Source organism: Paracoccus sp. UBA5162, from assembly GCF_002413585.1.
Classification (GTDB): domain Bacteria; phylum Pseudomonadota; class Alphaproteobacteria; order Rhodobacterales; family Rhodobacteraceae; genus Paracoccus.
The window spans coordinates 34,106-45,643 of record NZ_DHXG01000065.1; the positions used below are offsets into that span (position 1 = coordinate 34,106).

An 11,538-nucleotide genomic window follows, 5' to 3' on the forward strand; every position below is an offset into this window, starting at 1 on the left:
TGGCACCGGCTGCTGACCAGCGTGCAGGGCGTGGGCGCCAAGGTTTCACTGACGGTTCTGGGCACGCTGGGCGCCGAGGGGCTGGGCCGCGCCATCGCCCTTGGCGACTGGGCGGCGGTGCGCAGGGCGCAGGGCGTGGGGCCGAAACTGGCGCAACGGGTGGTGCTGGAACTGAAGGACAAGGCGCCCGGCGTGATGGCGCTTGGCGGCGATCTGACCGTCGACGCGGGAACCGGCGCGGGCGATGCGGAGGAACCGGGCATCGAACCCGGTCCCTCCGCCGCCGCTGCACCGGGCACGGGGCCCGGCGGGGCGGCGCGCCCGCCCGCCAGCGGCGCGCAATCGGCCGGCGAGGCGCTGTCGGCGCTGACCAATCTGGGTTACGCTTCCTCCGAGGCGGCGGCGGCCGTGGCCGAGGCGCAGGCGCGCGATCCCGAGGCCGCGACGCCCGGCTTGATCCGCGCGGCCCTGCGGTCGCTGGCACCGAAAGGATAGGGCATGATCGGAAACCTGCGGACCTTCCTGCTGATGGCGGCAATGACCGCCATCGTCATGGGGCTGGGCTGGATGCTGGGCGGATCGGGCGGTGCGCTCTTCGCGCTGGTCCTGGCGGGTGCGGGCAACCTTTTCGCCTGGTGGAACAGCGACAGGATGGTCCTGCGCCAACAGGGCGCCGTGCAGCTTGGTCCAGGCCAGGCGTCCGAACTGCATGCGATGGTCGCCGATCTTGCGCAGCGCGCAGGCCTGCCGATGCCCAAAGTCTATCTGCTGCCGACCGAACAGCCCAACGCCTTTGCCACCGGCCGCAATCCCGAGAACGCCGCCATCGCGGTGACGCAGGGTTTGCTGCGCAGCCTGAGCCGTGACGAACTGGCCGGTGTCATCGCTCATGAACTGGCCCATGTCAGGAATCGTGACACGCTGATCATGACCGTGACCGCGACCATGGCCGGCGCGATCGCGATGATGGGCAATTTCCTGCTGTTCACCGGGGGCCGCGAGGGGCGCGGCGGCGGTCTTGGGGCGATCCTCGCCATGCTGCTGGCGCCTGTCGCCGCGATGCTGGTGCAGATGGCAATCTCGCGTACACGCGAATACGAGGCCGACCGCGCCGGTGCCCGGATCTGCGGCCGACCCGACGCGCTGGCCTCGGCGCTGGCCAAGATCGCGCAGATGGCGGGCCGCAGCACGAATGTCCCGGCCGAAAGAAACCCGGCCGCGGCCTCGATGTTCATCATCAACCCGCTGCGCGGATTGCGCATGGACCGTCTTTTCGCCACCCATCCGCCGACCGAGGACCGTATCGCGCGGCTTCGCGCGATGGAGGGCGAGACGCCGCCCTCGCGCATTCCGGTGACCGGGCGGCGGGACGCCGGCCCCTGGGGACGCGGATGATCCGGTCCGATCCCAACCTGCGTCCCGAACCGCTGGAAGGCGAATCGGAAGATCGTGCCCTGCGCCCGCAGGCCCTGACCGATTTCGTCGGACAGGCCGATGCGCGGGCAAACCTGCGCGTTTTCATCGACAGCGCGAAGATGCGCGGCAAGGCGATGGACCATACCCTGTTCTTCGGTCCTCCGGGGCTGGGCAAGACGACGCTGGCGCAGATCATGGCCCGCGAACTGGGCGTGAATTTCCGCATGACCTCGGGGCCGGTGCTGGCGCGCGCGGGCGATCTGGCGGCGATCCTGACCAATCTGGAAGCGCGCGACGTGCTGTTCATCGACGAGATCCACCGCATGAATCCGGTCGTCGAGGAGGTCCTGTATCCGGCGATGGAGGATTTCGAACTGGATCTGGTGATCGGCGAAGGCCCGGCCGCGCGCACCGTCCGCATCGAATTGCAGCCCTTCACGCTGGTTGGCGCCACGACCCGGCTGGGCTTGCTGACGACGCCGCTGCGGGACCGTTTCGGCATTCCGACCCGGCTGCAATTCTACGAGATGGCCGAATTGGACCTGATCGTCCAGCGCGGCGCGCGGTTGCTGGCGATCGAGGCCGATCCCGACGGGACCCTGGAAATCGCCCGCCGCGCCCGGGGCACGCCGCGCATCGCGGGGCGCCTGCTGCGTCGGGTGATCGACTTCGCGCTGGTCGAGGGCGATGGCAGGCTGACCCGGCAGATCGCGGACGCGGCGCTGACAAGGCTGGGCGTGGACGATCTGGGCCTTGACGGGGCGGACCGTCGCTATCTGACGCTGATGGCCGAACATTATGCGGGCGGGCCGGTCGGCGTCGAGACATTGTCGGCCGCGCTGTCGGAAAGCCGCGATGCCATCGAGGAGGTGATCGAGCCCTATCTGCTGCAACAGGGGCTGATCGCGCGCACGCCCCGGGGACGGCAACTGGCGGCGCGGGCCTGGCGTCATCTGGGGCTGGATGCGCCGAAGGCGGCTAGGCAGGGCGGGCTTTTTCATGACTGAGTTCGAGAACCGGATCCGCGACAGTTTCTCGCGGCAGACGATGATGCAGACCCTTGGCGCGCGGCTGCAGAGGATTGCCGAGGGGCGGGTCGCGATCGAGGCGCCGATCCTGCCCGGCGCGCTTCAGCAGCAAGGCGCGGGCCATGCCGGGCTGGCCTTCTCGATCGGCGATTCGGCGGCGGGCTATTCGGCGCTGACCCTGATGCCGGCGGACCGCGAGGTGATGACGGTCGAGATGAAGATCAACCTGATGTCACCGGCCCTGGGTCAGCGGCTGCTGGCAGAGGGACGGGTGATCCGGGCCGGACGGCGGATCATGGTCGTGGCGGCCGATATCTGGGCTGAAACCGGCACGGCGCGAAAGCATGTTGCGGTGTTGCAGGGCACGATGATTCCCGTCTAGCAGCCTGGCGCGCAGCGGCGTGCCGGGCCGGGTATTTTTGCAACGAAGAAGCCTGCGGCCCGGCATCTCCGATCAGGGTGTCAGCCCTTCCGGGTCGGGCAGGCCGTTCGCGCGCGCGGTCGCCGTCAGCGTATTGGCCAGAAGGCAGGCGATGGTCATCGGACCGACACCGCCCGGAACCGGCGTGATCGCGGCGGCGACATTGCGCGCCGCCGCGAAATCCACATCGCCGACCAGGCCGTCATCGGAGCGGTTGATGCCAACATCGATGATCGTCGCGCCGGGTTTGATCCAGTCGCCCTTGATGAAATGCGGCCGGCCCACGGCGGCGATCAGGATATCGGCCTGACGGCAGAGCACCGGCAGATCACGGGTGCGGGAATGGGCGATGGTCACTGTGGCGCTGTCGCGCAGCAACAATTGCGCCATCGGCTTGCCGACAATGTTGGATCGGCCGATGACCACGGCGTGACGGCCGGACAGGCTGCCCAATCGGTCGCGCAGCAGCATCAGGCAGCCCAGCGGCGTGCAGGGCACCATGGCCTTCTGTCCCGTCGCCAGCCGCCCGGCGTTGAGGATGTGGAACCCGTCCACATCCTTGGCCGGGTCGATCGCGTTGATGATCGCGGCCTCGTTCATGTGACCGGGCAGGGGCAGTTGCACGAGGATTCCGTTTACGGCCGGATCGGTGTTCAGCCGCGCGATCAGCGCCAGAAGGTCGGCCTCGGTCGTCTCGGCTGGCAGCCTGTGTTCGTAGGAATTCATGCCGACCTCGCGGGTCTGCCTGCCTTTGGAACGGACATAGACCTGGCTGGCCGGATCCTCGCCCACCAGCACCACGGCCAGGCCCGGAGTGATGCCGCGATCCGCAAGCGCGGCGACTTCGGCCGTGATGCGGTCGCGCAGGGTGGCGGCGAAGGACTTGCCGTCGATCAGATGGGCGGTCATGGACGGTCTCCGTTGAGGTGGCGTTCTTCCTGGTCGATGGCGGCGTCCACCAGCTGGCGCCAGATTTGCGCGAAAAGTGCGCCGTCCAGTCCCGCATCGGCGGCATTGCGGCGTGCATTTGCGACGACTTCCTCGACCCGCCAGTCGATCCGCGCGGGAAGTCCGCGTTCCGCCTTGATCCGAGCGGCGCGGTCGATCAGCGCGCTGCGTTCGGCGAACAATGCGATCAACTGCGCGTCCAGGGCGTCGATTCGGGCGCGCAGGGCGGGCATGTCGGGGATGTCATCGGTGCGGGTCATCTGACCTTGGACATGCACCGGCGGGCAGGCGGGTGCAAGAGCCGCAGGCGCTGCGCGGCTTGGCTCGCTTTGTCACGAAGCCGCCGGCAGCGTGCGGGTCTCGGCCGGGCCTGGCCTGCGCGGGGAAAGGGGTTTCGCGCTGAAGGTCGAAATCAATCACCGGCCTGCCAGATGCCGATCCGGCGGCGAGCCTGCAAAAAAAAACCGGCCCATCATGAGGGCCGGGGGGAATCGTCCTGTTCCTGGTCGAGAATCCTCAGGCCGGGGCGGGATCACCGCCGGGCGCGGGTTTTCCGGCCTTCGGGATCGATGTGACCGAGGGGATCGAGCTTCCCGGCATGTCGTCATCGCCGCCAAGCTGTTCGCCGCGGATGACCTTGCCGATCTCTTCCCCGGTCAGCGTCTCGTATTCCAGCAAGCCCTTGGCGAGACGCTCGTATTCCTCTTCCTTCTCGATCAGGATCCGGCGGGCCTCCTGATAACCTTCCTCGATCAGGGTGCGGACCTCTTCCTCGATCAGTTCCTTGGTCGCGGCCGAGACCGAGAAACCGCCGGTATTGCCGGAATAGCCCTCATGCGCCTCGGCATAGTCGATATTGCCGACCTTGTCCGACATGCCCCACCGCATGACCATGGCCCGGGCCAGTTGACTGGCCTGCTGGATATCGCCGGCGGGGCCGTTCGACACACCATCCTCGCCGTATTTGATGATCTCGGCGGCCTTCCCCGCCATGGTCATGGCCAGTTTCTGCTTGGCCTCGTCCTTGTGGAAATTCAGCCGGTCCATTTCCGGCAGGCTGACCACCATGCCAAGCGCGCCGCCGCGCGGAATGATCGTCGCCTTGTAGACCGGATCGCATTTCGGCAACGACAATCCGACGATGGCGTGACCGGCCTCGTGATAGGCGGTCTTTTCCTTCTGTTCGGGTGTCAGCACCATGCTGCGCCGCTCGACCCCCAGCATCACCTTGTCCTTGGCGCTTTCGAAGTCTTCCATCGACACGAAACGGCGGCCGATGCGGGCAGCGGTCAATGCCGCCTCGTTCACCAGGTTCATCAGGTCGGCGCCGGAAAAGCCGGGCGTGCCACGGGCGATGATGCGCAGATCCACATCGGGGCCGACCGGCACCTTGCGGGCGTGAACCGACAGGATCTTCTCGCGGCCCTTGATGTCGGGGTTCGGAACGTGGATCTGACGGTCGAAGCGGCCCGGACGCAGCAGTGCGGGGTCCAGCACGTCCTTGCGGTTGGTCGCGGCGACGATGATGATTCCTTCATTGGCCTCGAAACCGTCCATCTCGACCAGAAGCTGGTTCAAGGTCTGTTCGCGTTCGTCGTTGCCCCCGCCGATGCCCACGCCGCGGGCGCGGCCCACCGCGTCGATCTCGTCGATGAAGACGATGCAGGGCGCGCTTTTCTTGGCCTGTTCGAACATGTCTCGCACGCGGGAGGCGCCGACGCCCACGAACATCTCGACAAAATCCGAACCAGAGATTGTGAAGAACGGCACGCCGGCCTCGCCCGCGATGGCGCGCGCCAGAAGCGTCTTGCCGGTGCCCGGAGGGCCGACAAGCAGCGCGCCTTTCGGGATTTTGCCGCCAAGGCGGCTGAATTTCTGCGGGTTGCGCAGGAATTCGACAATCTCTTCCAGTTCCTCCTTGGCCTCGTCGATGCCTGCCACGTCGTCAAAGGTCACGCGGCCATGTTTTTCGGTCAGAAGCTTGGCGCGCGATTTGCCGAAACCCATCGCGCCGCCTTTGCCACCCCCCTGCATCCGGTTCATGAAGAAGATCCAGACCCCGATCAGCAGGATGAAGGGCAGCCAGACGCCCAGCATCGACATGATGCCCGATTGCTGCTGCTTGACGACCTTCACATTGACGTTCTTGGCGATCAGCTTGTCGGCGATTTCCTCGCCCTGCGGACGCACGGTCGAATATTGCTGGCCGTCGGTGCCGGTGATCACCACGTCCTCGCCATCGATGGTGACGGCGCTGACCTGATCCTTGTCCACCCGCTCGATGAAATCGGAATAGCTGATCTGGCGGCTGTTCATCGTCGACGCCCCGTCGCTGAACAGATTGAACAGCGCAAGGATCATCAGGAACAGGACGACCCAGAAGGCCAGATTGCGTGCGTTGCCCAAGAGGGGTCCTCCGACGGAAATCGATTTTCACTGAAAATAGGGATTATCGGCCGAGGTTCAATGCGCCATGACCAGGGTGCGGAAATCCGCCGCGCCCCGGACCGGGCGGAGACGGAGGGGCGGCGCCGCGCGCAGCAGCGGCGCGGCGATCAGCGCATCGCCCTGACGGACCGCCGGGCTGGCGGCGGCACCATCCCGAGACAGGCCCGACATGCGCCATTTTACCGCCGCCAGTGCATCCATGCCAAGCGCCTCGACGCGCTGGCCGGGGCGCAGCCCCTCGACGTGCCAGCGGCGGTCCCAGATGCCGTCTTCGGTCAGGGGCCTGGCGCGCCGGGCGGCGGCGGGTTCGCGGCCGATCCGCAGATCGTCGCCCGAGGGGTCCAGCAGCGCGCCATCCAGCGTGACCCGGCTGCCATTCGCGACCGCCGCCAGCGCATGCATGGCGGTGGCGCGGCGTGGCGGATAATCGGCCCCCGTCACCCAGCGGCAGGAGGCGACCAGAAGGCGGCGCCGGATCTCGGACGGCGCATCCCCCAGAACGCGGCGCGACAGGATGATGCGGCCATTCGCGATATCGGCGTCCCGTGCGGCCAGAGCCGCGTAATGGGACAAGGCATCGCGGGCCTCGCCGATATGGGCGGCGGCGCGGGCGAGGGCAGGGACGTCCAGCCCCGTCGCCTCTATCGCCTTGCGGATGCGGATGCGTTCGAAATCCTCGTTCTCGTTGCCGGGATCGTCGGCCCATGCAATGCCGCGTCCACGCAGCCAGTCGCGCAGTTCGGCCCGTCCGCAGCCCAGCATCGGGCGCAGCCAGCGCATTCCGAAAGCGTCGCGCCATTCGGTCATCGCCGCCAGTCCGTCGATCCCCGATCCGCGGGCCAGCCTCATCATCAATGTCTCGGCCTGATCGTCGGCGGTATGGCCAAGCGCCACCGCCGAAAGATCGTTTCGGCCCGCCCAGCCGGCCAGCAGCCGCAATCGCGCGTCGCGGGCGCGGGCCATCAGGTTGCCCGCCTCGGTCTCGCGCCGCCACAGAAGCGTGGCGTGTTTCAAGCCCAGAAGACGGGCGCCACGGGCGACCTGCCGGGCCTCTTCGGCGCTTTCGGCGCGCAGCCCGTGATCGACGGTGGCGACCATGATCGTGCGGCCGCGCGCCCATTCGGCCGCGACATGCATCAGCGCGACCGAATCGCCGCCGCCCGACACCGCCAGCCCGATGGCGGGCATGTCGCCCGCCAGTCGGTCCAGCGTGGCGCGGATGCGGGCGGCTGGATCGGCCGCGGCCGATGTCACGGCGCGGGACTCATTGTTGCTGCTCGATCATGTCGGCCATTGCCTCGGGATCGATCTCGACGCTCAGGCCCGGATCGCCGCCGCCCAGATCGTTGGCGCCGCAGGCCAGCCTGGACATGCGGGTTTCTGCCTCGACCGCGGGCGGGGTGCCTGGAAAGCGGGCCGGAATCTCGGCCAGATAAAGACAGGCGGCGGTCGGATCGTCGTTGGCCACGACACGCGCGATGCCCAGCAGGCTTTCGGCCGCCCGCGGGCTTTCGGGATCGGCGGCGAAGCCTTCCAGCCAGGCGGCGGCCGCGCCATGCTCATCGCCCGCGCTGTCCAGCGCCGCGCCACGAAGGAACAGCGCCTCGGCGGTCAACGGCCCGCCGGCATGTTTTTCGGCCACTGCGCCGAACATCTGGGCCGCGCGGGCGAAATCGCCGCTGTTCATGACCTGCCGGGCGGCATCGAAATCGGCCTGCTCGGCCGCCGTGGCGGGCTTGCCCGCCGCGCCTGCGCCGCGATCGGCGGGCGCGGCCGGTGCCAGCGCCGAGGGCGTGCCGGTGCCGCCCTCGCCCTGCGCGTCGGGCGTCATCAGCGCGGACAGATCGCAGGTCTCGTCCATCTCGCAAAGGCGGAATTCCAGATCGTCCATGCGCCGCTTCGATTCGGCCAGCACCCCGTTGATCCGGTTCTGCACCTGTTCGGTCCTGTCGGTCAGCCGCGCCAGGCGCGTTTCCATCGCGTTCATGCGGTCGATGGCCGAATCGCCCCCTGCGGCCCGAAACCCAGCCGCGCCCGACGCGACAAGCTGGGCGCGAAGCGACTGCAGCTCGGCGCGCACCTGGGACAGTTCGGCGCGCAGATCGGCCAGGGTCGGGTCCTGATCCGCCCGGGCGGCAAGCGGCAGCGCCAACAGCACCGCCAGGCCGGCTGCGGCAAGGGTGCGGCGCATCACGAACCGGCCCCGCTGTCGCTGACCACGGTCACGGCGCGCCGGTTCTTGGCATAGCAGGCCTCGTCCGAACAGACCGCGAGCGGACGTTCCTTGCCGAAGCTGACGGTGCGGATGCGGCCGGCCTCGACGCCTTGCGCGATCAGGTATTCCTGAACTGCGCTGGCGCGGCGGGCGCCGAGCGCGAGGTTGTATTCACGGGTGCCGGTTTCTTCGGCATGACCCTGAACCACGGCCGAAAAGTTGGTGTTCCGGTTCAGCCACTGCGCCTGTCGCGACAGCGTGGCGCGCGCGTCCGAGGTCAAGGTCGTCTGTTCGGCCGGAAACAGAACCGTGTCGCCGACGCTGGTGCGGAAATAATCCGCCGTCGCCTCGGCGCCCAGCGTTCCACCCGAAAGCTGGCCCTGATACTGCGCGCCCGCCCCGTTATTGGCATAGGGATCATAGACCTGCTGCTGCGGTGTCGGCGCCGGCTGGGTGCAGGCACCAAGAAGCAGAAGGCAGGCGGCAGAGGCGGCTTTCATCCAGATATTCATCGCGGGCATCCTCCGGGCGGCGTCGGGCATGGATCATGGCATCAACGGACCCCAAGACGGGTCCGAGGCGGCAAAGTCAAGGTTCAGCGGTCGCATGTTGCGGCCCGTGATATCCACGGAATGCAGCCGGGGCTGGCCGTTTCCGCCCGGCGTCACCCGCGTGAACATCACGACGCGGCCATTGGGGGCCCAGGTCGGCCCCTCGTCAAGAAACGATTCGGTCAATTTCTTCTCTTCCGATCCATCGGTGCGCATGATCCCGATGAAAAACTTTTCACCCTCCTGGTGGGTGAAGGCGATCATGTCGCCCTTGGGCGACCAGGCGGGCGATCCGTAGCGACCTTCGCCAAAGCTGATCCGCGTCGGCTCGCCGCCATCGATTCCCACGATATAGAGTTGGGGCGTCCCCGAGCGATCGGATTCGAAGACGATCCGCTTGCCATCGGGGCTGAAACTGGGCGAGGTTTCGATCGAAGGCGCTTCGGTCAGCGGTCTCTGGGCGCCGGTCGCCGCGTCCATCAGCCAGATATCGGTATTGCCGTTCCTTTCCAGCGAATAGGCGATCCAGCGGCCATCGGGGCTGAAGGTCGGTGCGAATGCCATGCTGTCGCCTCCCTGCGTCGCCGGACGCGACTGGACCGAGGCGACATCGAGGATGCGAAGCTGCGGAAATCCCGATTCGAAGCTGGTATAGACAATCTGACGACCGTCGGCGGAAAATTGCGGCGCCAGAACCAGCGAGGACGAATCGGTCATCCACAGCGGGTTCGCCCCGTCGTAATCCATCACCCCGATCCGCTTGATCCTTGCGTCCTTCGGCCCGGTTTCCTGGACGAAGGCCACGCGGCTGTCGAAATACGGGCTTTCACCGGTCAGCCGTGAATAGACCTGATCGGCGATCTTGTGGGCGGCACGTCGCCAATCGCCCGCGCGGGCGTCGAACTGCATTCCATCGCCCTGGGGCTGGCCCGCAAAGACATCGAACAGGCGGAACTTGACGCTGATATCCTCGCCCTGGCGGGTGACTTCGGCGCTGACCAGTGCCTGCGCGTTTACAGCCCGCCAGTCTTCGTAGGACACGGGCTCGGTGAAGCTGCCGCGCTTTGCGGTCTGCGCATCGGCGGGGATTTCGCGGAACAGGCCGGTGCCGGTCAGATCGTCGGCCACGACCTCGCGCACCTTCCGCGCCACCTCGTCATCGCCGAAGAAGGCCGGGATGGCGATCGACATCGGCTCGACCACGCCATCGGTGATCTCGATACGCAGGGGGCCGGCATCCTGCGCTGCGACCAGGGCGGGGGTCAGCGCGGCAAGCGCCAGCGAGGCGGTCAGGGTCAGGGTCAGGCGGCGGAACATGGCGTCCTTTCTACCGTTCATGGCGCGCGACGGAAAGCCGCGACGCGCATCATTCAAACCCGACGCCGTCGGGGCGGAAGTCCACGACGACATCGCGCCAACGGCCATATTTTCCGGACGGCAGGGCAAAGCCTGCGCGTCCACACATCAGGATGGCCCGCCGGGCCACGTCAAAGGCCTGCCGGGCGGCGGTTTCCGAACCGCCCCGGTAATCCGCCATGCGCAGACTGGCGGGTTCGGGACGGCCATCGGGCGTCATCGAGAAGCCGACCGAGACCGTCATCCGCGATGCCTCGACCGACAGCGCACCCACGTTCCAGCAATCCTGGATCGCAAATTTCAGTCCGTCCTTCTCGGACAGCGACAGGGGCTCACCCATCGGCGGGTTGCCGGGCCCGCCCGCATCAGCACCCGGTTCCCGGGCGGGATCGGGCAGCGGCGTGGGCCTGATCGGTGTCGGCGCAAGCTGCAGGGGATCGGCGCTGGTCGCGTCCTGCCCGCCGCCCTCGGTGCCCTGCGACAGTGCCCCGGCCAGGGCCGCGGCAAGCGGATCCTGATCGGCCGAGGCGCCGCTGCCTCCATCGATCCGCTGGCGGTCGCCACCCGCCGTATCCCCGGTCGAGGCCGTCTCGGCCCCGCCGGCCCCGGTCTGGCCCGCTTCGCGCACTGCATCCTCCAGCGCCTTTCTGTCGGCCCGGGCCTGTTCGGCGGCCTCGGCTGCCGCTGCGGCGCGGCGTTCTTCCGCCTCGCGCTGCGCCTGTTCGCGCGCGGCCCGGGCCTCTGCCTGCCGCTCTTGCTCGGCCCGCCGTTCTTCTTCCGCCTGTCGTTCGGCCTCTGCCTGCCGCTCCTGTTCGGCGCGCCGCTGGGCCTCGGCGCGGGCCCTGGTTTCGGCGGCGCGGCGCTCTTGCTCGGCCTTTGCCTCGGCGGCGCGGCGTTCCTCGGCGGCGCGGGCCTCGGCCTCGCGGCGTTGCCGTTCTTGGCGGGCCTGTTCCTGCGCCTGCGCCTGCGCTTCGGCTGCGGCGCGGCGCTCTTCCTCGCGGGCTTGCGCTTCGGCCGCCTGCCGCCGTTGCTCGGCCTGGCGCGCTTCGGCTGCGGCCCTGGCCTCGGCCTCGTCGCGGGCCGCCTGTTCGGCGGCCTGACGCCGAGCCTCCCGGGCGGCTTCGCGTTCGGCCGCCAGTCGTTGTTCCTCGGCCT

11 protein-coding genes and 1 pseudogene are annotated in these 11,538 nt (G+C 68.1%); 4 read left to right on the forward strand and 8 right to left on the reverse strand.

The features are described 5' to 3' along the window. From ruvA to B4A72_RS09680, 4 genes are all read left to right on the forward strand, one after another. On the forward strand, positions 1-495 hold a 495-nt coding region (gene ruvA, locus B4A72_RS09665; protein ID WP_292978457.1), incomplete at its 5' end, for a Holliday junction branch migration protein RuvA. Positions 496-501: 6 nt separating this feature from the next. Beyond that, on the forward strand, positions 502-1,395 hold the full coding sequence (gene htpX, locus B4A72_RS09670) for a zinc metalloprotease HtpX (protein WP_292953477.1): 894 nt from the start codon (positions 502-504) through the stop codon (positions 1,393-1,395). Further along, the gene (gene ruvB, locus B4A72_RS09675) at positions 1,392-2,423 is read left to right on the forward strand and encodes a Holliday junction branch migration DNA helicase RuvB (protein WP_292953304.1); all 1,032 of its coding nucleotides are present in this window, start codon (positions 1,392-1,394) and stop codon (positions 2,421-2,423) included. Before htpX ends, ruvB begins: the two co-directional genes overlap by 4 nt. Next, positions 2,416-2,826 (forward strand): PaaI family thioesterase, encoded by a 411-nt coding sequence (locus B4A72_RS09680; RefSeq protein ID WP_292953300.1) that lies wholly within the window; start codon positions 2,416-2,418, stop codon positions 2,824-2,826. Before ruvB ends, B4A72_RS09680 begins: the two co-directional genes overlap by 8 nt. 72 nt (positions 2,827-2,898) lie before the next feature. Here the strand turns inward: B4A72_RS09680 and folD are convergent, their stop codons facing one another. The 8 genes and pseudogenes from folD to B4A72_RS09720 all read right to left on the reverse strand — a co-directional run. Then, positions 2,899-3,774: a bifunctional methylenetetrahydrofolate dehydrogenase/methenyltetrahydrofolate cyclohydrolase FolD gene (gene folD, locus B4A72_RS09685; RefSeq protein ID WP_292978459.1), complete on the reverse strand. Its 876-nt coding sequence runs from the start codon at positions 3,772-3,774 to the stop codon at positions 2,899-2,901. Further along, positions 3,771-4,073: a chorismate mutase gene (locus tag B4A72_RS09690; protein WP_292953294.1), complete on the reverse strand. Its 303-nt coding sequence runs from the start codon at positions 4,071-4,073 to the stop codon at positions 3,771-3,773. The genes folD and B4A72_RS09690 overlap by 4 nt, the downstream gene beginning before the upstream one ends. A gap of 256 nt (positions 4,074-4,329) precedes the next feature. Then, positions 4,330-6,219, reverse strand: coding sequence for an ATP-dependent zinc metalloprotease FtsH (gene ftsH / locus B4A72_RS09695; protein WP_292978461.1), 1,890 nt, complete (start codon positions 6,217-6,219; stop codon positions 4,330-4,332). Positions 6,220-6,276: 57 nt separating this feature from the next. Continuing rightward, a complete protein-coding gene (gene tilS, locus B4A72_RS09700) occupies positions 6,277-7,515 on the reverse strand; it encodes a tRNA lysidine(34) synthetase TilS (protein ID WP_292953285.1) in 1,239 nt (412 codons plus the stop codon). A 10-nt stretch (positions 7,516-7,525) separates the two neighbouring features. Then, positions 7,526-8,452, reverse strand: a complete 927-nt coding sequence (locus B4A72_RS09705; protein ID WP_292953282.1) for a tol-pal system protein — start codon at positions 8,450-8,452, stop codon at positions 7,526-7,528. Further along, positions 8,452-8,988: a peptidoglycan-associated lipoprotein Pal gene (pal, locus tag B4A72_RS09710; RefSeq protein WP_292953279.1), complete on the reverse strand. Its 537-nt coding sequence runs from the start codon at positions 8,986-8,988 to the stop codon at positions 8,452-8,454. The genes B4A72_RS09705 and pal overlap by 1 nt, the downstream gene beginning before the upstream one ends. Positions 8,989-9,021: 33 nt before the next feature. After that, the gene (gene tolB, locus B4A72_RS09715; RefSeq protein WP_414692137.1) at positions 9,022-10,365 is read right to left on the reverse strand and encodes a Tol-Pal system beta propeller repeat protein TolB; all 1,344 of its coding nucleotides are present in this window, start codon (positions 10,363-10,365) and stop codon (positions 9,022-9,024) included. 28 nt (positions 10,366-10,393) lie between these two features. Further along, positions 10,394-11,538 (reverse strand): annotated as a pseudogene (locus tag B4A72_RS09720) (hypothetical protein); the annotation flags it as partial.